The organism is Peptoniphilus genitalis (assembly GCF_023614525.1).
GTDB lineage: Bacteria > Bacillota > Clostridia > Tissierellales > Peptoniphilaceae > Peptoniphilus_A > Peptoniphilus_A genitalis.
Genome location: NZ_CP097885.1, coordinates 1,278,280 through 1,303,651, shown reverse-complemented (window position 1 = coordinate 1,303,651; position 25,372 = coordinate 1,278,280). Strand labels below are relative to the sequence as shown.

Sequence of the window (25,372 nt, the reverse complement as noted above, 5' to 3'; positions counted from 1 at the left end):
GTACTTACAAGACTTCTTACAGTTTTGTAAGAAAAAAGACTTCTCACAAGGGGAAGTCTACTGAAAATTTTATTCTGTTATTATCCAAAGACGCTCTTATATTTCCGCCATGCTTTTCTATAATTTCTCTGGCTATAAAAAGACCTAAACCCAAACCATCCTTTGAAACGGAATTTTTTCCTCTATAAAATCTTTCAAATATCTTTGGCAAAGTTTCTTCTGATAAATCTTTGCACTCATTTTCTATGTCTAAATTATAGTTTAGGTAAGATTTATAGATTGAAATATTAATTGTATAACCATTTGGCGAGTATTTTATAGCATTATCTACTAGATTGTGAATAGCTTCTTTAAGCCATCTTTCGTCCAAATTGAAAATTAAGTCTTCGCCTTTTAAATTTATTCTTATACATTTTTCATCTAATATTACTTTAAATTCTCTCAAAACATCTTCTACTATGTCTTTTAAATTTGCTTGATGTTTTTGTAATGAAATAATATCGGATTCTAGCCTAGAAGATTTTACTAGGTTTTGAATTAAAAATTCTAGTTTATTAAGCTCATACTTTATAATTTCAAGATACTCATCTTTCGGATCATCTTCTAAAAGACTAATGTATAAAGAAAGGTTGGTAATGGGTGTCTTGGTTTGGTGTGATATATCTGCTATTAAATCTTTTGTTTTACTTTTTTCTGTATTTATTTTCGCTTCTTTTACTTGACTGGCATACAAAAACTTAATGAGTTTTGATTTTATTTTAGATAATTCCTTTTCATCAAATTCTGTAATTTCTAAATTTCCATCCAAAGCTTTATCAATATAAGCTGAGAGTTCACTCATTTCACTTCTCAAGACAATATATTTATATAAAATAATTCCGATTACAATTACTAGAAGACCTATTAAAATTTCCATTTATATCCAACTCCAAAGACTGTTTCTATTGGGTCATAGGGTTTTAATTTATTTCTTATTCTAGAAATGTTGACGCTAAGTGTATTTTGATCAATAAATTCATCATCTATTCCCCAAACAAAATCAAAAAGTAATTCCTTAGTAATAACTTGAGACTTGTTTGTTATTAGGTAGTACACAATTTTTGTCTCTGTCCTTGTGAGATCTATATTTTTATTATCTACATAAAAAATATTTTCATTGAAATTAAAGTCTAGACCATCTTTCTTATAAGGATTCAAATCACTAGAAACTATTTTTTCAAAAGCTCTTTTTATCTTTGCTTCTAAGATCCCTAAAGAAAAAGGTTTTGTTAGATAGTCATCTGCCCCTAAATTTATGGCTGAAATTATATATGATTCTAAATCAATCGCTGATAAAACTATAATAGGAATTGACGAAGTTTGTCTCGTTAATTTTATTATTTCAAGTCCATCTCCATCTGGCAAATTCATATCGAGTAAAATCAAATCCGCATCATCAATAAAATTTTTAGCTTCAATAATTGTGCTTACGGAAAAAACTTCATAGTCTTTATTTAAAGCTATAGAAAGCCCCTTATTTAAATTTTTATCATCTTCAATTATTAATATCTTTTTCAATGAAATGCTCTCCCTTGTATAAAGCTTTAGATACATTACAATATTCTTATTTATGTTAAAAATCTTCTTAACTTTATTTTTCCAAAGCTTCCTTATAGATTAAAATTTTATGTTTAAATGAGTCTATTCCACCTTCCATGTGATTTATTATTTCTTTTTTTATAGCTACTTCACCAGGATAGCCTTGATTTTTCACCCATCCATGTACTCCATCAGAATCCATTACTAACACACAATCTGACATTGCATTAGTTACAATTGTTGCACTATGAGTTGCAATTATAACTTGTCTATCATTTTTAGTTTTCCTTAGCTGCTGAACAAGATTTTTATAAATATATCTACTATCCAAATTATCCTCTGGTTGGTCAATAACAATCGGTCTGAAATCATCGTTATATTTCCCATATCCTAATATAAAGTCTAACATTGCTACGACTTTTTGACCTAATGATAAGTTTTTTATATCTTTATAAATCTCTTGAAGATTTTTATTGTCTTCCCTACTATTAATATTAAATAGGATAGTGTATTCTTCAAGTTTTCTAAAGTAGTTTTTAAAATATCCAATCCATGTATCTATATTTTTATCGTCAGTTGCATATATTAATAAATCCGATGTTAATGTCTTAGCAATATCAGCATTAATAATTGTTTTATTGGAATCTATTACTTTAAAACTACTTTCTTCTGTAAATTCTAAAAACTCTTTAGGATTTATCCAAGAAGAATCTTTATTTATTGATGATTTCAAAAAATTAATCAATCCTTTTTTATCTATTATATAAAATATAAACCCCTCTAAATTTTCTCTCTTAATATTATATCTATTAATAATACTTGAAAATTTACTTTTATAAATTTCTTCTATGGGGTACTCAAGCACTAAATCCTTTTGAATATAATCGATTTTTAATGTTCCTTTTTGAGTTTCATTAAAAGGATCTAGTACCTTTTTTACATCTTCTCTTCTATTTTTTAAAATACTTTCTATATCTCTTAGAAATTTAGATAAACCTGATTTAGCTTTAATTTTTATTTTATTTTCAAATGGTTCTAACTCTTTATTTTTAAACATCAAATCATAAATAAACCTGTTAATTTCATCTCCACTTGCATATCTAACAAGATCATTAACAGAATACCTATTATCATAAAGTTCTGATAGGACTTTTGTTTTATTACGTACTTTTTCGATATTGCTAATATCCATCTCTTTAACATTACTACAAGTTATCTTATATACGTTCAAATACTTTTTAAGCATATATTTTTTAATTCTGTCTCTATTAAAATAATATCTTCTTCCATATTGATAAGGTCGTTCCTCTTCAAATCGGCTTAAAATATTATCATTATCTTCTTTATAAGGACTTGTAAACTCAACAATATACTCATCTCTATCACATTGAAATAATAAATATACATTCCCATGCTTACAAATAAAATCTAAAAGATTCTCATCATGAACACTTTGTGTCATTACAAAATCAATTGTTTCAAGAACAGTACTCTTGCCAGTTCCTCTTCCCCCTATCAAGCAATTTAAAGAATCTGAAAATTTTACAGTAAAATCTCCATCTTTCTTTTTATTAGATAGAAAACCAGATTCTTCAAACATTACATATAAGCCTTCTATATAAACTTTATTTTTATTCATGTTCTCATAACTTACAGAAATATCAAAATCAATTAAAGCTTCTTTTAACATTTGAAAGTTAATATCACTTCCTTTAATCCAAAAAAAATTATTTGCTAATGTATCAATTGAATGTGAGTCATTGTCAATTAAAAAATTTACATCCTCTCTATAATTTTTCATGAAATTTTTTGCACCTTTGATTTGATTCTTGTTTTTTAAACCAACAATTCTAGTGTTTTCACTGGAAAATAATTTCTTTTTATACGCCCCGCTTAAAAACTTATCTTTATTTATATTTGATGAGTATATATGAGCTATATAAGTTATCGCTCCTAAACTCGAAAAAAAATCCATAACTTCTAAACTAGTAACATACACACCGTCTTTTTCAGAAATCAATTTTTCATCTAGCCACTTAATTACTTCCTCTTCATTATTCTTATCGTCATCTAATATTGCTACTACATGAAGCTTGTCAGCACATGATATTTCTATTCCTCGAAATAATATTGTTTCAACATTATATTTAGCTTTTAACTTTTTTAGATGATGTATACATATTTTTAATTTGTCTATTCCCTCAAATGTATTATGATCTGTAACAACAGCTATCTCATATTGATTTATTAGTAATTCATTAGCTAACAATAAAAAAGCATATATTTCTTTTTTACTTTCAAAAATGTCAAAATCTCCACCAAACTTTACATCTCTTTTCCCATTTATGAGAGGAATAATACTTCTTTCATAAATTATATCTTCTAATTCTTTTTCACTTATTTTTTTATATCCATTCGTGCCTAAATTCTCCATTAATTTATAATCATGAGAAGCTGGTGTGTGAATATGAAATATCGACTTCCTAGGAAATCCAAAATTATCTCTAGTGTTTTTTATATGCTTATATGCTTTTATAACTTCACTATAAGTTCTTGTATCTTCAGCCATACTCCTCCTTAACAATCCCTAAGGCTTAACAATAATTCTTATATAGAATAATCTCTCTGATCTTCCGCCACCATTTTAAAATCAATAGATCTTCCAAGTACCGTTGATGAAAATAACAAATATAATTAAGAATCTTATTTACCATTTACCTCAACTCTATTTTTTATATTCAATAATATCACCAATATCACATTGAAAAAACTCACAAATCTTTCCTAATGTTTCCAAACTTACATTTTCATCTCTTCCCATTTTTGCTATTGTCTTGGGTGTTGTTGCTATTGCACATTGCAAGTCTGTTTTTTTCATATTTTTATCTATTAATAACTTCCATAATTTATTATATGAAAATTTCATATCATTCTCCAATTCTATATTTTACCTTTCTAAAGGTATAGATTAACTACCTAGTTATAACATATAACACAGATTCCTTTCAATTATATGATTTACCGCGTTAAATTGAGCGAAAAAATAAAGGCAGTCCGAAGACTACCGATATTTACCTCTCTGCACCTTTGCTATGGTCTTTCTTGTTAGATTTAATTCTATCATCTGTTTAAAGCTTTTTATTTGTCCTAATATGGACTTTTTATCTTTATCTTGACTCCTTTTACTTGTTCTTTTGCTTTTAAGAGCTTAGAAGACAGAATACGGACACTCTTATGTTCCTTTCCGTTGTTATCAATTCTTGTTTTTACTTGACCAAATATTTTAACAAAATCTCCTTTATCAAAGTATACCTAGTTTCATAAGCTAATTTATTTTCCAAAATAGTAATTATTTTAATAAATATCTCTTTTGCTAAGAATCATGATATTCAATATTATCATAATAATCAAATAAATAATCGATAATAATGTCACTCTTAAATAAATAGAATCACTGCTATCAATTGATAATAATACTATGTTTCCTGATATAAGATAATTCATAATTGAAAATGATAAATTTCCAGATATTTGATGGAATATTGTATCAATTATTTGTAATATTCCAGCTGACTCAAGGAGACCAATAATAAGTGTAACGGCAGAATTTCTTATCAAATACGCTAAAAACATTATTATAATACTATAGGTTATATATAATAAGTATTCTGTGAGTATATATTTTATGAATATTCCTATTTCTGTGAATTTCAAATATCCTTCCATAAAGTAAAATGATAATGACATAATAATAAAACTAGTAATAAATATAGCTAATGTGTATACACATATTATTGCTACTTTTCCTAAAGTTAGCTCTATTTTTTTTTGAAAAACTTGATTAATATTTTTTAGAAAACTAGATTTAATTTCATCTCCTATATACATCACAATAAAAACTGTTTGAAACATCAATAAAATTTTACTTTGAATATTTCTCATAAATAATTCAGTTATAGGTATATAGCCTAAATCTAACCAATCTGGAATCACACTTCCAACATAAATCCCCCAATTTATCTGTGTGAAATTTATTTTCAAGTTTTCTAGTGCTGCTTTATCATTAATATAGTAATGATAATCAACTTTTGTCATATATACAGATCCAATTATCATAAGGCTACTAAGAATTAAAATTATCCATGGATATTTGTTTCTTCGTAGTCTATATAACTCTAATTTTATTGCTCTACTCATCTTAATATCTCCATATAATAATCTTCAAAGCTCATTTCTTTTACAGAAATTGAACTTATTTCTATACCACAATTTACTAACAAAGAGTTTATTAGACTCATTTTATCAAAGTAATCGTTTAATATAACTTTTTTACTATTTATAATCTCATTTTCATATCCATGTTTATTTAAAATTTTTGATACTTCATTCGTTTTGCTGGTTATTATCTCTATTCTTAATCTACATCTTTTATGCAAATCTTCTATTGTAAACTCAGCTAGTAACTTCCCTTTTGAAATTACTCCAAAATCTGTTGCGATTTTAGATAACTCTTCTAATATATGGCTTGATATAATTATGGTAATGCCGTATTTTTTATTAATTTCTTTTAACATATTTCTAATATCGACTATTCCTTGAGGATCAAGTCCATTAATTGGCTCGTCTAAAATAATAATTTCAGGAGATCCTATAAGAGCCATTGCAATACCAAGTCTTTGTTTCATTCCTAAGGAAAAACTCTTAACTTGTTTATTATAGCAATTTTCCAACCCAACTATTTTAAGTATTTCTTTTATATACATTTCATTTTCTATATCATAAGATAAGCATTTTAATTTCAAATTGTCATAAGCTGTTAGTTGCATATATAATGCTGGTGTTTCTATTAAATTGCCTACTTTACTAAAATAACTAGAATTTTTTTTAACATTTTTACCAAATAGCTCTATATTCCCACTACTCTTATTAGATAATCCAGATATCATCCTCATAATAGTTGATTTTCCAGCTCCATTATCTCCTATTAAACCATAAATAGATTGTTTTTTTACTTTTAAATTAACATTATCTATTGCTGTAAAATTTCCGAAATTTTTTACTAAATTTTTAGTTTCTAATATAGATTCGCTCATTTGATTATTCCTTTCTATAATTTTATGAGGAATTCTAAATAATGATATTATATATCCTACTTTTAACATAATTATAAGATCTTTTATAAGATGTTTCAGCTAACTTTTGTGAATATTATTTATATCTTTGCTATATAATTTTTAGTCATTGAAAATACTCCATCACTTATTCTTTGAATTCCTTGTTCATAAAAAAATATTACTATAATACTATTTTAAATTTTCCCTTTTATTTTAGAAATTGCTCTTTACTTCAATCTCATGTCAAGCATGTCTTTATCTTAGTTAGCCTGATGTTTTTCTTCTTCTTTTGATGTATAAACCGAAATAGAAAAATCTATCACAAGATATGAAAAAATGTAAAAATTATAAATAAATATCATGAGATTTATAAATACCACAAGAAAAATCTTGAAGATAAACAATTTGAAGAAGAGTATTATAGTGAACTTTCCGTCTACAAAATAGCTGCTAAAGAGATCTTAGAAAACTATAAAAAACTACCCACCACAAAAGAAATATTAACCAAACTCGATAAATTGAAAGAAAAAAAGAATACCCTTATGCAAGAGTATTCTTTGAATAAAAAACAATTTTCTTATCTTGTTCAGTATGAGAAAAATTATAAAAAATATTATGGGATAGATTCAGCACCATAAATAACAATTATTAAGTTTTTAATTTCCCAATACTTCTTTAGTTAAACGTTCTTGAGTAATTTCCTCAACCCCTATAATTTTATTTTTTTCATCTCTACGGACAATCAAAAGTATTCCATCACCATAATCATTATTTGAATAAACAAAACCAACATATCTACCATTCTTTTTTGCAACTTCTATAGGATCAAAAAAACCTTTTACTAGATTGCCATTATATGTTAATTTATCATTTGAATATTTAAGATTTGGAATATTAATCTCAGAAAAATATTGTTCAACATTTGCTGGATTATTATTTTCATGTGCTTTTTTATTAATAAATATAAAAATAACACCAAAAATCAATACACATACAATCATAATAGAAAACACATTTTTTTTAGTCATCTTTAATTATCTCCTTTAAATATTATTAACTTTATACTTCTTCTTCAATTTTATATATTTTCAATTCCTATTTCAGCTAACTTTTGTGAATAAAAAAAGCACTAGAATTATAAAATTCTAATGCTCATCTATCAAAATGAATCAACATATCCTAATTCACGCACTTTATCTATCATTTCTTGGTAATTTCTAACGCCTAACTTTTGATATATTCGTGATAAGGATACTGCCAGACTTCTTACATTTGTTTTTAGTTCTTTAGCTAACTCTTTCCTTGATAGCCCCTTTGAATATAGTTTAACTATCTGAATTTCACTTTTTGTCAATGGCTCTAACATGTGATTTTCTTCCGGAAAGATTGCTTTGCCTTTCAGGGCGATAGACTTTATATCCTCTATTAGTTTAGCTGTCTCTTCTTCTTTTGAAATAAATCCTTTACATCCAATTCTTTTTGCTCTTTTAATATAAAAGTCTAATTTATAGGCTGTTAAAATTACTATTTTTAGCTCTTTGTACTTATTAATCAGTTCTTCAGCAACATCTAAACCATTTATCGTTCCTTCTATTCCGGTCAAATTAATATCTATAAGTAACAAATCATAGTAAAGTACGGATTCATTAATACTAAGGTCTGTAACATTATTTACTATATCTACAGAAATAGATTCGTCCGTCTCTAAGCTCATTTTTAAAGAAGTTGCGACCATTTTATGATCTTCTATTAATAAGATTTTCATTGACAACCCTCCTATCTACTGGAACTTCCATTTTAAATTCCACAAATGATTCATCTAATTCCTTTTGATTCTTAGAAAAATCAAAATCAAATTTTCCACCATATTCTTTTAAGTTGAATCTTAATATATTTAAGCCTATATTTCCCTCTACTATTTTTTCTTCATGGTCTAAATAATCCCCATAATTTTTTATGGTAAGATGAATTTTATCCTTTACCGTTTTAAGAATAATGTCCGTACTATAACCTTTTGAATGTTTTAGTGCATTTATTAATAATTCATTGATACATTTGTAAATCAACTCAGCATAGGGACTGGGCAAGTCTATATTTCTATCACATTCAAATTCTATCAGCATTTCATTGTTTAAATACATGCTTTCTAAATCTACTATAAGCCTGTTGTAGGCGTCATAAAGAGAGTTATAATCATTGAGCATTGGATTAAAGGCATTTATTTCATGACGAATCAAATCGTTTAACTTATCCAGATTTTCTATAATGTATTTTTTGCCAGATCCTGAAAGATTATCCTCTATCCACCTTCGTATTGCTATGATAATCTGTAGAATGTCGTCATGTAAAAATGTCTGGATCCTTAGAGTATTTAATTTTTCAATTTCTAAATTTCTATGTTTTTCAAGATAATAGGTATCCAGCATTTCCTCAAAAGTTATCATGTTGGATTTTTTATGTTTTTCAAATAATCTAAATTCTACTAAAATCATGAAGAAGCTTAAAGAAAATAATATCACTCCTGAAAAAGATAAGGAGGTTAAATACAACATAATAAATAACAGAATAAATTCAGGAAATATTTTTTTCAGAGAACGGGAGAAAAATACTAAACCACTTTTGATTTTTGTCTTACTCATCCTATATAGCAGTACCGATTCAATGAAGATGCATGTAAATAATTGATACTCGCTGATAGACACTAGACCTATGTTTTCATACTTTTTATATATGATAAAACTTGTAATATATAAAATTTGTAATGCTATAACTAAACTACTTTCATATTTTCGAATTTGTCTATCCAATATAAATAAGATGCTTGGAGTCAACATTAGAATAATAACCACCCAATTAAATAGTAAAGATGATAAAGATACATTCAATTTCATCAAAATGATTGACATAAACAATCCTAATATAGTAATTGACAGAATATATTTAATTTTATTTGATGGTCTTGTTAGATTAAAAGTTGCAAAAATTATTAAACTATAGATTAATAATTCGATATATTTTCCTATTAACAATTCTCTTAATATTAAGTCTTCTAAAAAAGTGAAAATTATAAATAACTCAACTATTAAGCTATGAATCACTATATAATTTTTTTCAGAATTTAACACACATACAATATAAGCTATAAAATTTATTATACTCAGTAAAAATACTATTAAAATCCCCATATCTAATGTCTGCTGATATTTTATAAATGGTGCTATAGGCATAAACAAAATAAATTGCAATAAAATATGAGTAATTAAAATGAAATTTTGTTTTCTCATCCTGACCTCCTTTTAAAATTTAAATTCCGATACTATTTATTATATGGAATGTGATTTTCTTAATTAGATAAAGACTATCCGCTAAAATTATACATTAAATTCTATTACTAATTATAAATTATAATATATTGTAATTTTTTTATTTTTGTATTTTAACTTCAGTTTTCAATAATATTGTAGACATATTAAGATTTAATTTCAGCTAACTTTTGTGTATTAATATCTATGATAATGATATAACATCATTATACAGTCTATTAAAATATAGCAAAAAAATAAAGGCAGTCCGAAGACTGATGACAAAGCAGGCAAAAAAGCCTGATTTTTTTATGAAATCATCTGAATTTACAGAAAAAAGGTAAAAATTAACTAAGAAAGTAGGTGTAACATGCTATCAAAAAACAATAAAAGAAAAACAGATCAAGTACAGATCATATCAGTAGAACAATTTGTACCAAAAAATCACATATTGAGAAAAATAGACAAATACATAGACTTTGACTTCATCTATGAATTAGTAGAAGATAAATACTCACTAGACAATGGAAGACCAAGTATCGATCCAGTAGTATTAATAAAAATACTGTTCATAGAGTACCTATTCAACATAAAAAGTATGAGACAAACAATAAAAGAAATAGAAGTAAACATAGCATATAGATGGTTTTTAGGACTAGACTTTTACGATAAAGTTCCACATTTCACAACCTTTAGTCAAAACTACAGAAGAAGATTTAAAGACACAAATATATTTGAAGAAATATTTCAAAACATATTAAGCCAAGCAATGAACAAAGGATTTGTAGATGAGAAAATACAATTCGTAGACTCAACACATGTAAAAGCCCATGCCAATAGACATAAAAACAAAAAAGAAGAAATCAAGAAAGTAACAAAGGCATACCAAGAAGAATTAGACAAAGAAATAGAACAGGAATGCTTATACGAAACAGAGGGGTACAGATACACCAAAAAATGAAAAGAAGAATATAAAAGAAGAAAAGAAACTTTAGAAAGGCAATTTGGAAGTGCAAAAGAATTCCATGGATTTAGATACACAAATATGATTGGACTAGCAAAGATGGAAATGAAAGCTGCACTTACATTTGCATACATAAATATGAAAAAATTAGCAATATTACTATATAAATTGGATCCTAATAAGGATTTAATGTTGAATAAATTAAGAATTTTTTTAATGAATATATTAAAAATGCAACAAACCCAGGAAATATTCCTGGGTTTGTCTACAATCTGGCAAGTGCTATTTTACACTTGCTTTTTGTTTATCAGATTTTATTTTCAAATCTCAAATCTTAAATCATAAATTTTATTCGTTTGACTTCAATGCGTCTAAAGCGTTTATCTTCTTTATCCTGTAGTGGAAGATTATCATTATTAGCGTATTCACAAGGGCTGTTATTATTCCTGCCAAGATGAAGGGTCTTGGACTCAAGTCTTCTGGCAGCATGGCCATAAAAGGAACTACTATTTGAAGGACTGAGTAGTGGAGGATTTTTCCCACGAAGAGTCCTATGATTATTCCAATTATTGCCAAGATGTAGGTTTCCTTGTAAATGTATGAGGTTGTCTCTCTTGGATAGAAGCCAAGGACTTTTATTGTTGAGACTTCTCTTATTCTCTCTTCGATGTTTATGTTTGTGAGGTTGTAGAGGACTACAACTTCCAAAATTGTTGTCACTATTAGAATTATTATCTCAACCTTAGTTATTGAATACAAAAATTGATTTAAGATGTCCTTCATGTCGTCAACATTTCCAATATTAAAGACGGACTTCTTTTCTATTGTGGATTTTATAAAGGCATCCTTGTCAAAGTCTTTAGGAACTTTTATGAGGTCGGTGTTGGCCTTAAACTTTGATCCTGTTACCTTTTCAAAGTAGTCCCTATCCATGTAGACGTTATGACCTATATAAAATTCGCTGATGCCAGCGACTTCTACTTCGAATTCATTTCCATAGACGTCTCTCATCTCTAGTGGGTCGCCAACTTTTAACTTTTTAAGTTTGGACAACTTTTCTGTTATTATGACACCCCTCTTTGGAAGTTCTAATTCTTCCTTTGTGTCCTTGTCAAAGAGGGACACGTAATTTTTGAAGTCTTCCTTGTCACTTGGGACTATTACATTTACCGATTGATCAATTTCATCGTAGTCTACAGTGAAAAATTCTTCGTAAGTTTCTGTGTAATCTAAATTTTTTTCTGCCAAAGACTTCTTATATTCTTCAAAGGAATCTTGGTCAAGGTCCCTGTCATAAAGGACAGATATGTCGTACTTCAAAATGTTTTTAAATTGTAGGGTCTCAACGTCCTTTACCGATTCAGCAATTCCAAATCCAAGGACTAAGAGGGCTGCACAACCCATAACCCCAACAAGAGTCATAAACATCCTCTTCTTTGACAAGAATAGGTTCCTTGCTGTTACCTTTGATAGGAAACTCATCCTGTTCCATATAAAGGGAATTTTTTCCAAGAGAATTCTGTTACCCTTGGCTGGTGCCTTTGCCCTCAAGAGGCTGGCTGTTTTTTCTTCCAAGTTTTTATTAACTGTTATCATGGCAGCCACGCTGGTAAATAAAAATCCAATGGCAATGGCGAAAATAGCTCTTAGTGGGAAGATATTTATTAATAGTTTATTTTCAAAAATCGTCTTTGTTGAGTAGGCGTTTCCGATTATATAGGTCAAGAGGTAAGACCCAGTAATTGCTCCCAAGGTCCCACCAATTAAGGATGCTAGTGTCCCATAGAGGAAGAACTTCTTGCCGATTTCTCTATTGGTGTAGCCCAAAGCCTTATAGGCCCCAATTACAAGCCTATTTTCATCCACCATCCTAGTCATTGTTGTGAAACAAACTAGGAGGGCAATGGCAAAGAAAAATATTGGGAAGATAAGTGAAAGGCCGTCAACTCTCTTTGCGTAATCAAGATAGGTGTTGATGCCTGTTTCTAGGTGCCTTGGTGTGATTGTGTAACGAGGTTGCTTGACTAGGCTGAGGTACCTTCTCCCATCAGCAATCTTTTCTCTTGCATCAGCAATTTTTTCTTCAGCTTCTTGGGACTTATCTTTGTATTCATTTTCGCCCTTATTCAAATCTTTTTCTGCCTTGTAGAGTTTTGACTTGGCATCATTTAACTTGCTCTTGCCAGTTTTTAATTCCTTATCAAGTCTTTCTTGGCCCCTATCTAGTTCATTTCTCCCTAATAAGTATTTTTCCTTGGCCCTTGAAAGTTTTTCCCTGCCTTCCACGTAGTCATCATACTTTCCTTCGTATTCTTTTTTGCCAGACTCGTAGTCAGCAGTCCCCTTATTTAATTTTTCTTCAGATTCATTGATTTTATTTTTTGCTTTTGCTAATTCTTCTCTGGCTTCTTGAAGTTTTCTCTTGTTCTTCTCGATTTCATCCTTGCTCTTGGCATAGTCAGCTTCTCCCTTTTCTGCCTCAGCAATTCCTTCTTCAAGTTGCCTCTTTCCATCTTCAATTTGCTTCTTGCTGGCATCAAGAGTGGCCCTGCCTGCTGCAAGTTTCTTTTCATTTTCTTGGATGGCTAGGATTCCAGTCTTCCCTTCTTTTAACTTTGCCTTTAAGTCAGACAAGTTACCAGTGATTCCACCTGGGACTTCCTTCTTGATTTCTTCCAGAGCCTTATCGATTTCTTCTTTAGATGTCTTTAAAAAGTCTAACTTTCTATTTAAGTCAGCCTTGTTTTTTTCCAGTTCTGATTTTTTCCCTTCAAGTCCAGCAATTTGTCCCTCTATATTTTTTCTTTCTTCACCAGTAAGGTCTGGATTATTTAGAGAATTTTTCAAAGCAGAAAGCTGACCATCAATTTGTGAAAGACCCCTATCCACTTGGCTTATTTGGGAAGAAGTTTTTGAAATTTCACCTTCTATAGTCGGAAGCTTTTTAAGAAGGTCTTCACCTGTTTCCAAGGCCTTGTCTATGGCGTAGATTTTTTCCACAGCATCTTCATAGGAAGAAGCCCCCATCTGGGAAACCAATTTGCTTTTTCCTGCCTCAAGTTGAGTCATACCAGCTTGGTAGTCCCTTTCTCCCTCTTCATACTTTCTCATGCCCTCAGCAAGTTTTTTTCTTGATTCTTCAATCTTGGCCCAGCCATCATCAAGTTTTTTTCTCCCGTCAACTAGCTGGTCTTCTCCTTGCCTTAGGGCTTTTTCTGAGGCTTCAACTTCTCCAAGTCCCTTTTGGTACTTTTCCTTGCCCTCTGTCAACTTCTTTCTTCCAGAATTTAATTCAGACTTGGCATGGTCAAGTTTCTTCTTACCATCAGATAATTTTTCGTATCCATCGATTAACTTTCTCTCGCCATCATCTATTTCCACAGATGCCTTGTAAAGTTTATTTCTGTTTTTGGAAATTTCTGACTCTGCCTTGTCCTTCTCACTATTGTACTTATCCAGGCCCTTCTTGTAGTCGGACTTACCCTTGTTAAGGTCTTCTCGACCCTTAACTAGCTTGTCCCTTGCATCAGATAATTTTGTTTCGGCATCACTAATCTTGTCCTCTGCATCAGTGATCTTGTCAGAAATTTCTCCCTGAATGGAGGCAAGTCTTTCCTTTGGCCTAGACTTCAAGTCAATTTTAAGGGCCCTCTTCTTCTTGTCCATGTAGTCAACATATTCCTTGTCTGAAGTCTTTAAGCCTTCAGTCCCCAAGAATTTTATCTTGGCAAGAGTTGGGTCGCCAGAAAAGTTTCCATCGTCAATATAGGCAAAGTAAGAAATTTGTCCGTATCCTCTTTCAGAGTGGGCTGCGTTATTTTCTTGAAGAAAGTCCAGAGAATTTGCAAAGCCAACAACCTTAAAGGAAAGCCTCTTTAGGTCATTGTCCTCATCATCGTCGTTGTCTTCCTTAAATCTTATTGTGTCCCCAATTTTGCTACCAGCCTTTTTCATCCTGGCGTCCAAAATAATTTCATCGGGACCCCTAAGCTCTCTTCCCTCAATTATTTCTGGTTTAGAAATTTCATAGGGCATGTTTAAAACTTTTATAACAGTTGGGTCTCCTGCAAGAAAGACATCCTTGTCGTAGCCATACTCCAGCTCCTTGATGTCCTCTTGATCCTCAATAATTTGTCGGTCCTTAGCTTCAAGTCCAATGGGAACGGAAATTTTTATGTCCTCTTGATTTAATTTTTCAATTTTATCATCAATTGTATTTCTCATAATCTTGCCTGTGGAAATAAGTCCAATTAAGACAAAGACTCCGAGAAAGACAATTATCATTATTGAGATAAATCTTGGAAGAGAATTTTTTATCTCCCTGAGATTATCCTTGTCGCGAGCTTTCACCCTCCACCTACCATTCTATATCCATAATATCCCTTGGATTGTCGTTTACAAAAACATCCTTAACCTTGGCATCAGAAATTTCAATTAGCCTGTCTGCAGAATTTTTAATTGCAGAGTTATGAGTTATGAGGACCACAGTGGTGTCTGTTGTCCTCGTAAGATCTTGCAATAGTTTTAAAATTTGTTTACCTGTCTTATAGTCAAGAGCACCTGTTGGCTCATCACACAATAAAAGTTTTGGATTTTTTGCAATAGCACGAGCTATTGAAACCCTTTGTTGCTCTCCACCAGATAATTGTGATGGAAAGTTATCCATCCTATCTCCTAGACCCACAGACCTTAAAACTTCAACTGGGTCCTTGGCATGCTTTACAATTTGACTGGCAAGCTCAACATTTTCAAGAGCAGTCAAGTTTGGAATCAAATTGTAAAATTGAAAGACGAAGCCCATGTCGTAACGCCTATAAGTTGTCAGTTCTCTTTCACTATACTTTGCAATATTTTTCCCATCAACTAAGAGGTCACCAGAAGAGGTCGTGTCGAGACCTCCTAAGATATTTAGAAAAGTTGACTTGCCGGCCCCTGATGCACCAAGAATAATTGCAAACTCATTTTTTTCTATTTCAAAATTTAATTTATCATTTGCCATGACAGACCTTTCCCCAATTGTGTAAACTTTTGAGAGGTCCTTAACTTCGATAAAAGCCATAATATCACCTGGGCTTATTATATCATTAAAAGCTAATAAGATAATTAAAAATAAAAAACGCCCACAAGTGAGCGTTAATTAATGATTTGTTTTCAATTTTTTGTTTTTTAAATTTAATGAAGTTCCTCGCAATTAATTTTTATCCAATCGCAAGTTATTAAAAATTAATACATTGTTGCTCGGCGAAGTCTCTTGTCTACTTCTCTCTTCTTCATTGTCTCTCTCTTGTCCCAAAGCTTCTTACCCTTTGCCTTGGCAATTAGGACTTTGACTCTCCCCCTCTTTAGATAAACCTTTAGGGGAATAATTGTGTAGCCCTCTTGAGTTTTAACTTTTTCAAGGCGAAGGATTTCTGCCTTGTGCATGAGGAGTTTTCTCTTCCTCATGGGGTCAACATTATAAATGTTTCCCTGCTCATAGGGCGAAATGTGCATGCCTGATACAAAAATTTCTCCCTTGTTGATGTCGCAGTAGGCATCCTTGATGTTGACGTGGCCTGCCCTTATGGACTTGACCTCAGTCCCAACAAGTTCAATCCCTGCTTCATAAGTGTCCTCGATAAAATAAAGATGGCTGGCTTTTTTATTGTTTGCTATTGCATCGTTTTTTTCCTTACTCATCTTCATCACCTACCATTTTAAAATCAATGTTGCCCATGTTGAGATCAACATTTACAACTTTTATAGTAACATCGTCGCCAATGTGAAATTCTTTTTTAGTCCTGTAGTCAATTGCCCTATAGTTGTCTTGGTCAAATTCGTAGTAGCCATCCATGGTCCTGTAGCCCACAAGTCCTTCGATTAGGTTGTCTAGTTCAACAAACATTCCAAAGTTTGTGATAGATGAAATCCTGCCCTTGTAGACTTCTCCAATTCTCTCAGACATGTATTCAGCCATCTTGATGTCTTCAACTTGCCTTTCAGCATCTTGGGCAACTTTTTCTGTCTTAGAAACTTGCTCTGCTATGTCTGGCAAGATTGCCTTTAAGTTTGTAAGATCTCCCTTAGATAATTTGCCTTGGATCTTCTTTTTTATAATTCTGTGGATTGTGAGGTCCGCATACCTTCTTATTGGCGAAGTGAAATGGGAGTAGTGGTCAAAGGCCAAGCCAAAGTGGATGTCGTTTACTTCAGAATATCTTGCCTTTGCCATGGACCTTAGGGTCATAGTTGAGATAAACATTTCTTCCTTAGTCCCCTTTGCCTTCTCAAGGACCTTCTGCACATCTCTTGGCTCAACTTTTTCATCAAAGTTAATCATGTAGCCAAGTGGTCTCAAGTAAGAGTTGAGCTCTGAAATTTTTTCATCCTTTGGTCTCTCGTGAATCCTGTATAAAAAAGGAATTTTCTTAAAATAATATTCCTTTGCCACGCAGACATTTGCCATTAACATGAAGTCTTCTATGAGCTTATTGGCAGATCTCCTGTCCCTCTTGTGGATATTTTGTGGCCAACCTCTCTCGTCAACTTCAATGATAACTTCTGGTATGTCAAAGTCTATGGCGCCACCCTTTTCCCTCTTGTCTTCCAAAATTTTTGCAAGTTCATACATCTTGTCTAGGGTTTTCTCAAGCCCCTTTAGGGAGTCGTGTGTAATATTTTTTTCTAAGTAGTCTGACACATTTTCATAAACTAATCTTCTCTTAGAATTAATCACAGACTCAAGGATTTCATATTTTACTACTTCGCCCTTCTTGTCAATTTCTGCAAGGACAGATAGGGTCAACCTGTCTACACCCTCGTTAAGGGAACAAATTCCATTGGAAAGTTCAAAGGGCAACATTGGTATAACCTTGTTTAAAAGGTAAACTGAGTTCCCCCTCTTGAATGCCTCTTCATCTATGGCAGAGTACTCTTCAACATAGTGGGCAACATCTGCAATGTGAACTCCTAAGAGGTAGTTGCCATTTTTTGCAACTTCAAGAGAAACTGCATCGTCAAAATCCTTGGAGTCTGCTCCATCAATTGTAAAAGTCATAAGATCTCTTAAGTCTCTCCTGCCCTTTAGGTCATCTTGGCTAACTTCTTGCGGAAGAGACTTGGCTTCAGATAGGGCAGCTTTAGAAAATTCCATGGGAAGGTCTAGGCCTGCAGCTACAGAAAGAATATCAACGTCAGGGTCTTCTGGGTAGCCCAAGACTTCTACTATTCTTCCTTCAGGTTTTTTGTTTGCCTCTGGCCATTTTTCTATTTTTACAACAACCTTTTGACCATTTTTTGCTCCCTTGAATTTCTTCTTAGGAACGTAAATATCCATGGCCATCTTGCTCTCATCAGATACAACGAAGCCAAAGTCCTTTTTGTTTTGAAAGACTCCAACGAATTTGCTGTTAACCCTTCTCACAATTGATAGGACCTTGCCCTCTGGCTTGTCGCCAAAGGAGTCCCTATATCTTCTTACAATGACTTCGTCGCCATTTAAAGCATCCTTAAGGTTGTTTCTTGATATATAAATATCCTCGTCAAGATTTTCGCTTATTAAAAATCCAAAACCCTTGGCATTTGTTTGAAGTTTTCCAAAAAAGAATTTGTCATTGTCCACGAGTCTGTACTTCTTCCTGTGGTCCATGAAAATTAAGCCCTCTTTTTCAAGTTCCTCAAGAATCCTATTAAATTCTTTTTTCTCCTTGCTCTTAATTTTAAATAATCTAGCAAGATCATCTTTTGTCCTTGGCTTCGAATTCTTAATGAGTTCTAAAATCTTTTCTTTAATCATTAAATCTTTGCTCCATAACTTGTCATATTAAATAAATTTGAATCAATTGAATAGTTATTTGCAGCTCTCTCACTATGTCTTTCCTTGCCAAGTTCAATTAGTCTTGTGATTAAATCTTTAATCATAAGTCCATCAACTTCATAAAGGTAAAAGGCAATGGAACCTGGAAGGGTATTGATTTCATTTACATAAGCCTTGTCGCCATCAACAAGGAAGTCAATCCTTGCCACACCTGCACCATCAATTGCTGAGAAGGCTTTTTTTGCAAGTTCTTTAATTTCTTTTTCAAGTTCTGGCTTAAGTTCTGCTGGAAGTTTTTTGTTTTGGTGCTTTTGAGATGACTTAGCTCCCTTAGATCCAGAAACATACTTGTCTTCATACTTTAATAGGTCCTTAAAGCCAAGAGGTTCTTCTGCTGCAGAAACCCTTAGGTCATTTTCGTAACCAAGGACTGCCACGTTAATTTCTCTTGGATTTACAACAGCTTCTTCTACAATAATTTTTCTGTCGTAGTGGGCTGCAACTTCAAGAGCCTTTGAAAGATCAAGGGCATTTTCTACTCTTGAAATCCCTATTGATGACCCAAGGTTAGCTGGCTTAACAAAAAGTGGGAAGTTTAAGTCCTTGCACTTTTCTATAAGACCCTTTAGGTTCTTAAGTTCTTCCCTGTAGAAGTACTTGTACTTTGTCATTGGGATGTCTTCTGATTCAAAGACCTTTCTCATGATTACCTTGTCCATGCCAACAGCAGCAGACATAACTCCGCAGCCAGTGTAAGGCATGCCCATAAGTTCAAAAAGTCCTTGGGTACATCCATCTTCTCCAAAGGTTCCATGAAGGGCAAAGAATATTGCATCAATTTTTTGGTAAACTTCTATTGAATCATATTCTGCCTTAAAAAGTTTCTTTGGATTGTGCTTTACATAGTATAAGTTTTTGTTGCCATATTCTGGCTTGAAGAAAACTTCTACTCCATCGTGGAAGTCTTGATCCTTGTAGGCCTTGAAGTTCTTTAAGCTTTCTCCTGACAAAAACTTGCCATCTTTTGTAATATAAATTGGAATTGGATTGTACTTAGACTTATCCATGTTTTCAATAATTTGCATTCCTGTAATAACAGAAACCTCGTGTTCAACGGATCTTCCCCCGAAGATTACACCTATATTTTCCATTTTTTCACTCCTCATTGTAATTGTCAGGAAGGTCATTTTCAAAGAGAACGACATCTCCCGCCATTGAAATCTTTGCGAGAACCTTAGTTGCCTCGTCTAGTGAAGAAACCCTATAAATTTTTTCTTCATCAAAATTTTTATCCTTAAGGCCTTCATAGATTGGAAGAGTTCTCTTTTTGCCAACTAAAATTGCAAAATCAAGGACATCTGCCATAACTTGACCTATTTTTCTGTTTTCTTCTTCTTCCATATCTCCAAGCTCAACCATGCCTGGCGTTATTATTATCTTCCTGTGGTCTTTAAATTCTCTTAGAACATCAAGAGCAGCCCTAAAGCCCACTGGGTTTGAGTTAAAGGCATCGTCAATAACTATGGTATTGTTTGATGATGGAATAAGTGAAAGTCTGTGTTCCACTGGCTCAACCTTGGAAATCCCCCTTTGGATTTCTTCTAGGCTAAGTCCCAAGACATGAGCAGCAGTCGCCGCTGCAAGAAGATTTGAAATGTTGTGAACTCCAAGAAGTCTTGTAGAGCACTTGATTTCTCCTCCTCCCTTGATGTGGAGGACAAATTCTGACCCAGTCTCATTGACTTTTATTTCGTCAGCGTAGACATCTAGCTTGTCAAAGTCCTTAGTTCCATACCTGTAAGTCTTTTTCTTAGTCTTGTCTGCAAGAGGTTTAACATAGTCATTGTCGTAGTTAAAGATTGCAATCCCATCTTCTGGTAGGTCTTCAATTAACTCGTACTTTGTCTTTTGTATATTTTCAATTGTCTTAAAAAGATGCATATGAGTTGGCCCAATAGCAGTTATTATCCCGATATCTGGTTGGACAAGCTCTGCAACTTCGTGGATTTCTCCAGGAACTTTTGCTCCCAACTCTGCTATGAAAACTTCCCTGTCCCTTTCTAGTTCGTTGTTGATGATCTTTGAAAGCCCCATAGGAGTGTTAAAGGATGATGGTGTGTTTTTAACCCTTAGACCTTCAGATAGAATTGTGTCTGATATAAATTTAACTGAAGTCTTTCCAAAGGATCCAGTGATTCCAAGGACCTTTAAGCCTTCTTCTTCCTTGTATTTTTTTATTTTTGCCTGAGCTGACTTGTAAAAGCCCATGTTTATCTTGTCTTCAGTAGGTTTTGCCCACTTGTTTGTCAAGATTAGCAGCCTGTATTGGTAAAAGTAAATTAAAAATGACAGGATTAGTGTAGCTAAAATTGAAATGACATAGGATCCTGACCCATCAAAAATTCCCAATGAAAAGACAACTATAAGGACAAAGGCAATAAAATTTACAAGCTTGTGCTTCTTTAAAAGTCTCTTTGCCCTGTCAGTCCAAACTATAGGAGTCTTTTGATTTGTCTCTAGCTTATAGACTAACTTGTTCATCTTTTCCTTGTTGTTCTTTAAAAATGTCTTGTATTCATCATTGTCATAGCCCTCTAATTGGAGCATGTGAATGGGAAAGTTACTCCTAATTAGGGAATAATAAAGTGCCAGGCATATGATTACAAAATCTATTAAGCAAATTGGCAGTCTCTGTAAAAAATATTCCATGAAAATCTCCTAACCTAAAAACGAATTAATAACTGCATTAAACTGACCAAACTTGTCAAGGTAGGAATAGTGTCCAGCTCCCTCTAGGACAACTAGCCCAGAGTTTTTTATCTCTTCTTCAAAAATCTTACCCATATAAAGAGGAGTTGCCTCATCCTTATCTCCCCAAATAAGGAGTGTTTCTGCATCTATGTTTTTGAATTCATCTCTTGTGGACTCATTTACCACCTTTACAAAGCACTTTCGCATAATTCCATCTGCTGCTTGGTAGTCATCAGACCCATGTTTTTTATAAAACTTTGCCATGGCCTCTTCATTATTGCCATGAGTAAGCATATAGAATTTTTTTGCTGCCTTAAAGGAATATACCTTGCCATAATAGGACAGCTTTCTCTTGGGAAGGACTCCTGAAGCATCAATTATTATAAGCTTTTCAACCCTGTCTTTATTTCTTGACCCCAAAATCGTAAGGGTCTTGCCACCAAAGGAGTGACCAACAAAAGTCGCCTTCTTAATATTAAAGTGGTCCAAAAACTTTAAGAGAAATTCATAGTAGTCATAGGTCCCCATAACTTCTTTTGGGTTTTCGCTGTCGCCAAAGCCTGGCGCATCATAGGCATAAACTGTGTAGCCCTCTGGGATGGCATTAAAAATCGGCATAATTGATTCAATATATGCACCCCAACCGTGGAGAATGACAAGGACTTTCTCGCCACCCTCCCTCTTAATATATGCAGTTTTTATACCGTCTATTTCAACAAATTCTTTATCTATTTTCATCTTCATCTTCTTCTATAAAAATTATTGAGCCCTGGTCTTCTTCATCTCTTACAAAAATTGAAGAGGACTCATAGGCATCTTGGCTAGAATTTTCTTCTGTAAAACTTATGCCAGATGTCTTTTCACTTAAGTCAAGGCCCATCTTTAGTGAAGAAATTCTTGACTCTAACCTCTCTATTTCTTGCAAGGTTTCACTTACATCGAGATTAGATACCTCACCCTTAAGGGCATGGTATTGGTGCTTGCCAAGCTTTTCAAAGACCTCACTTAGCTTTCTCTCTTCATTTAAAAGTTCGTATCTCAACCTTGCTGCCTTTTTAATTTCTTGCGACTCAGTCACAAGTTTCTTCTTTAGATAATTTAAATTACCAACTAGGTCATCTAAATTGCCATCAAGACTGTCAAAAAATCCCACAATATCACCTCGAATCTATGTTATTATACCAAAAATCTCATATCTTTTAAATACTGCCCTTGTTTTCTTTATTTTTAATTGGGTAAAAAAGATTTGGAGGGATATTATGGAAAAATTAACACTTTATGTAGGAACAGTTTGCCCTTTCTGTAAAAAGGTAGAAGCCTTCATGGAAGATGCAGGCATTGACTCTGTAGAAATAAAAAATATTGATGAGGATAAAGACGCTCGTGAATATTTAATTGAAAAGGGCGGCAAAAAGCAAGTGCCTTGCCTCTTCATTGGAGACAAGCCTCTTTATGAATCACTTGACATTATTAAATACCTAAAAGAAAATGTAGCTTAAGTTTTTATAAAAAAAGACAGGGATTACTCAATGAGTTTAATCTCTGTCTTTTTTGTTTCTTCTTCTGTTTTTCTTTCTCTTTTTTCGCGATAGCAATATATTTTTAGACTTGGAAATAGTGTAAGAGTTCAAAATTAAATTAACAATATTGCATAGGATTATTATCTTTATGGCAAATACCCTTGGCATGTGATAGCTTGTTAAAAAAATCAAACTAATGATGCTAAAGATGTCAACGAAATATTCCACATACATAGTCTTTGAAAAAATTGTGTTTTCTGAAAACTTAAAATTCACAGAAAGCACATTTATAAAAAATAAAATCATGACAAAGGAATAAGTAGCTATGGAAATATTTATGCTAGCAGTCAAGATGTAGACTTGTAGCATAAAGTACATGGAAAACTTCACCATGAGTAAACCTATCTCATAGACCTCTAGCTTTAACTTTTTGGACTCGTAGAGGTTGTCTATGTCCCATTCGTCCATAAGGGCTCTTAAGATTTTTGTAGTCTTAATCTTTTCGCAAATCCATGATGGCAAAAGGCTCAAGATGAAAATGCTAACTACAAGGCTCTTTAAGATGTCAAATAAACTTGTCCCTTGAAAGCGTCTAAAGTAGTTAAAGATAAATACTACAAGGCCAATAAGGGCAGAAATTGAAAGTATCTTTAAAAAGGCCTTAAAGATTTCATAATTCTTTCCACTTAAGAGGAAGTTGCCTGGGTCACTGTAGGCTCCTGCAAACTCATAGGGGTTCCCCATCCTATTTAATTCTTTTTTTATGTCTTCTTCTGTATAAATCTCTGGAAGTCTATCTCTCAGTATATCTAAAAAATCCTCTTTGGCAGCCTCTTGCTTGTCATAGGGGATGTATCTTTGCAAATAATAAATATATCTATCGACGAGTTCATGTTCAATTAATTTCATAAAATCATCCTCATATACATTATAAGTTAAATATTGGTTCTTTTAAATGTCTAATCACAAATTTAAAAATTTTTTTACTTTATTTTTATGGCCTATAAATTTTTGATTACTTAATAGTTTTTGAATATCTTTAAAGTTTTAAAAAGCTTGTATTTTAAATTTTTTATAAATATTTTTCTTACTTCATAACTTTTAAAATCTTAGTCTATAAAACTAAAAATTTCCAATAAAAAAAGTCCTGTTACCAGGACTCTCTTAATCAAGTACATAAACTTTTACATTTCTTCTTCCAAAATTTCTAGCTTGGGAACTTGTGCTGTAGAATAAGTCGATTCTATTTCCCTTAATTGCTCCACCAGTATCTTCTGCTGTCGCATAACCATAAGATGCAAATCCATCCATACTTTCAATGTAAAGCTTTGAACCTAGTGGGATAACCCTAGGGTCAACTGCAACTGCACCAACTCTTGCTCTTGTTCCCATAGCAGTCTTTGAACCTGCAGTTGGGTCATAAGCAGTAGCTTGCATAACAATTACTCTCTTAGCTGACTTTCCATTAGGAGCAGCAGATCCTTGTTTAGTTCCAACTTCTACAACTTCCTTTACAGGATCTTTTGTAATTTCACTTTTTAGGACTTCAGTAGATTCTAAGTTTCCATTTACATAAGTATTCTTTAGGCTTTCTAGCTTTTCTCCAACTTGTCCATTAGTGATTACTTTTTTCTCGTCCTTAAACATTTCATTGTTTTCACGAGTTTCTGTTTCAAAAGGAATTTCAACCTTGTTAACTAAGTTTTCTTCAACAACTCTATCGATTTTAATTTCCATTCCTTGCTTAGCAATTTCATCAAGAGGAAGGGAAACTCTGTCAAGCTTGTTTAGCTTTATGTCAAGATTTTCAAGTACATCAGCAACTGTGTATCCATTTGCTTCTGCAATTAATGTCTTGTTTCCATCTTTGATGTGGTAGGACTTTGGTGAAGTTATAAGGATCTTAGTGTCCTTAGTAATTTCTTCATCAAGACCTGGGCTTACAAGGTCCTTGTTCTTAAGAACAATGCCTTCTTTTTCCAAGAAGTCTCCTACTGTTTTTTCATATGTGAAAACTGTCTTAGTCTTTCCATTTATATTTAGTTCAACGTCTTTACCTAGAGCCGTGTTAAAACCCATTGTTAGGATTGACACAAGAGCTAAGGCAATCAATATAAATTTCGCATTTCTAAAAATGTTCTTTTTATTCAAAAATATTACCTCCATAAATTCAGTTACAAATTTGTAGCTTTTGTTACTACTTTGTAACCTCTTCTAATCTTTTAAGAGTATATTAAAAAAAATAAGATTTGTCAATTTTTTTGTAACTTTTTTGTAAATCTCTCGGCAAAGGGCTTAGTTAAGCCATTTTGTAATTTATATAAATTAAGTCTATTTTAAAATAAAAA

Annotated in this window: 20 protein-coding genes and 3 pseudogenes; 4 read left to right on the top strand and 19 right to left on the bottom strand. The window is 32.1% G+C overall.

The window, feature by feature from the left end:
- Positions 1-43 precede the first annotated feature (43 nt).
- The 6 genes from M9426_RS06120 to M9426_RS06095 form a co-directional block, all read right to left on the bottom strand.
- Positions 44-916 (bottom strand): sensor histidine kinase, encoded by an 873-nt coding sequence (locus tag M9426_RS06120; RefSeq protein WP_250341649.1) that lies wholly within the window; start codon positions 914-916, stop codon positions 44-46.
- A complete protein-coding gene (locus M9426_RS06115; protein WP_250341648.1) occupies positions 904-1,557 on the bottom strand; it encodes a response regulator transcription factor in 654 nt (217 codons plus the stop codon). The genes M9426_RS06120 and M9426_RS06115 overlap by 13 nt, the downstream gene beginning before the upstream one ends.
- Before the next feature lie 73 nt (positions 1,558-1,630).
- On the bottom strand, positions 1,631-4,147 hold the full coding sequence (locus M9426_RS06110) for a Spaf_1101 family AAA-like ATPase (protein WP_250341647.1): 2,517 nt from the start codon (positions 4,145-4,147) through the stop codon (positions 1,631-1,633).
- 156 nt (positions 4,148-4,303) lie between these two features.
- Positions 4,304-4,504 carry a helix-turn-helix domain-containing protein gene (locus tag M9426_RS06105; RefSeq protein WP_250341646.1) on the bottom strand — a complete coding sequence of 67 codons (201 nt, stop codon included), beginning with the start codon at positions 4,502-4,504 and terminating at the stop codon, positions 4,304-4,306.
- Between the two features lie 428 nt (positions 4,505-4,932).
- Positions 4,933-5,775 carry an ABC transporter permease gene (locus M9426_RS06100; RefSeq protein ID WP_250341645.1) on the bottom strand — a complete coding sequence of 281 codons (843 nt, stop codon included), beginning with the start codon at positions 5,773-5,775 and terminating at the stop codon, positions 4,933-4,935.
- Positions 5,772-6,671: an ABC transporter ATP-binding protein gene (locus tag M9426_RS06095; RefSeq protein WP_250341644.1), complete on the bottom strand. Its 900-nt coding sequence runs from the start codon at positions 6,669-6,671 to the stop codon at positions 5,772-5,774. The genes M9426_RS06100 and M9426_RS06095 overlap by 4 nt, the downstream gene beginning before the upstream one ends.
- A gap of 331 nt (positions 6,672-7,002) precedes the next feature.
- On the opposite strand from M9426_RS06095, the pseudogene M9426_RS06090 reads away from it, so the two are divergent.
- Positions 7,003-7,330: pseudogene (locus tag M9426_RS06090) on the top strand (relaxase); the annotation flags it as partial.
- Between the two features lie 18 nt (positions 7,331-7,348).
- Here M9426_RS06090 and M9426_RS06085 read toward each other — a convergent pair.
- The 3 genes from M9426_RS06085 to M9426_RS06075 form a co-directional block, all read right to left on the bottom strand.
- Positions 7,349-7,720: a hypothetical protein gene (locus tag M9426_RS06085; RefSeq protein WP_250341643.1), complete on the bottom strand. Its 372-nt coding sequence runs from the start codon at positions 7,718-7,720 to the stop codon at positions 7,349-7,351.
- 131 nt (positions 7,721-7,851) lie between these two features.
- On the bottom strand, positions 7,852-8,457 hold the full coding sequence (locus M9426_RS06080; protein ID WP_250341642.1) for a response regulator transcription factor: 606 nt from the start codon (positions 8,455-8,457) through the stop codon (positions 7,852-7,854).
- The gene (locus M9426_RS06075; RefSeq protein WP_250341641.1) at positions 8,429-9,976 is read right to left on the bottom strand and encodes a sensor histidine kinase; all 1,548 of its coding nucleotides are present in this window, start codon (positions 9,974-9,976) and stop codon (positions 8,429-8,431) included. The genes M9426_RS06080 and M9426_RS06075 overlap by 29 nt, the downstream gene beginning before the upstream one ends.
- Positions 9,977-10,364: 388 nt before the next feature.
- On the opposite strand from M9426_RS06075, the pseudogene M9426_RS06070 reads away from it, so the two are divergent.
- A pseudogene (locus M9426_RS06070) lies at positions 10,365-10,913 on the top strand (transposase); the annotation flags it as partial.
- A gap of 54 nt (positions 10,914-10,967) precedes the next feature.
- A pseudogene (locus M9426_RS09350) lies at positions 10,968-11,303 on the top strand (transposase); the annotation flags it as partial.
- Between the two features lie 3 nt (positions 11,304-11,306).
- On the opposite strand, the gene M9426_RS06065 reads toward M9426_RS09350, so the two are convergent.
- The 8 genes from M9426_RS06065 to M9426_RS06030 all read right to left on the bottom strand — a co-directional run bounded on the left by M9426_RS06065 (position 11,307) and on the right by M9426_RS06030 (position 22,657).
- Complete coding sequence (locus tag M9426_RS06065) at positions 11,307-15,308, bottom strand: FtsX-like permease family protein (RefSeq protein WP_250341640.1); 4,002 nt, start codon at positions 15,306-15,308, stop codon at positions 11,307-11,309.
- Between the two features lie 7 nt (positions 15,309-15,315).
- The gene (locus M9426_RS06060) at positions 15,316-16,017 is read right to left on the bottom strand and encodes an ABC transporter ATP-binding protein (RefSeq protein WP_005957422.1); all 702 of its coding nucleotides are present in this window, start codon (positions 16,015-16,017) and stop codon (positions 15,316-15,318) included.
- A 164-nt stretch (positions 16,018-16,181) separates the two neighbouring features.
- A complete protein-coding gene (smpB, locus tag M9426_RS06055) occupies positions 16,182-16,637 on the bottom strand; it encodes an SsrA-binding protein SmpB (protein WP_250341639.1) in 456 nt (151 codons plus the stop codon).
- Positions 16,630-18,732 (bottom strand): ribonuclease R, encoded by a 2,103-nt coding sequence (rnr, locus tag M9426_RS06050; RefSeq protein WP_250341638.1) that lies wholly within the window; start codon positions 18,730-18,732, stop codon positions 16,630-16,632. Before rnr ends, smpB begins: the two co-directional genes overlap by 8 nt.
- Positions 18,732-19,904, bottom strand: a complete 1,173-nt coding sequence (locus tag M9426_RS06045) for a D-alanine--D-alanine ligase family protein (protein WP_060799590.1) — start codon at positions 19,902-19,904, stop codon at positions 18,732-18,734. The genes rnr and M9426_RS06045 overlap by 1 nt, the downstream gene beginning before the upstream one ends.
- Positions 19,905-19,908: 4 nt before the next feature.
- A complete protein-coding gene (locus tag M9426_RS06040; protein ID WP_250341637.1) occupies positions 19,909-21,462 on the bottom strand; it encodes a UDP-N-acetylmuramoyl-tripeptide--D-alanyl-D-alanine ligase in 1,554 nt (517 codons plus the stop codon).
- 9 nt (positions 21,463-21,471) lie between these two features.
- On the bottom strand, positions 21,472-22,242 hold the full coding sequence (locus M9426_RS06035) for an alpha/beta fold hydrolase (RefSeq protein WP_250341636.1): 771 nt from the start codon (positions 22,240-22,242) through the stop codon (positions 21,472-21,474).
- Positions 22,229-22,657: a hypothetical protein gene (locus M9426_RS06030; RefSeq protein ID WP_250341635.1), complete on the bottom strand. Its 429-nt coding sequence runs from the start codon at positions 22,655-22,657 to the stop codon at positions 22,229-22,231. The genes M9426_RS06035 and M9426_RS06030 overlap by 14 nt, the downstream gene beginning before the upstream one ends.
- Before the next feature lie 106 nt (positions 22,658-22,763).
- Between M9426_RS06030 and M9426_RS06025 the strand changes: the two genes are divergently transcribed.
- Positions 22,764-23,003, top strand: coding sequence for a glutaredoxin family protein (locus M9426_RS06025; protein ID WP_250341634.1), 240 nt, complete (start codon positions 22,764-22,766; stop codon positions 23,001-23,003).
- Positions 23,004-23,039: 36 nt separating this feature from the next.
- Here the strand turns inward: M9426_RS06025 and M9426_RS06020 are convergent, their stop codons facing one another.
- Both M9426_RS06020 and M9426_RS06015 read right to left on the bottom strand, forming a co-directional pair.
- Positions 23,040-23,933: a hypothetical protein gene (locus M9426_RS06020; protein ID WP_250341633.1), complete on the bottom strand. Its 894-nt coding sequence runs from the start codon at positions 23,931-23,933 to the stop codon at positions 23,040-23,042.
- 255 nt (positions 23,934-24,188) lie between these two features.
- Positions 24,189-25,175 (bottom strand): resuscitation-promoting factor, encoded by a 987-nt coding sequence (locus M9426_RS06015; RefSeq protein WP_250341632.1) that lies wholly within the window; start codon positions 25,173-25,175, stop codon positions 24,189-24,191.
- Between the last annotated feature and the right edge of the window lie 197 nt (positions 25,176-25,372).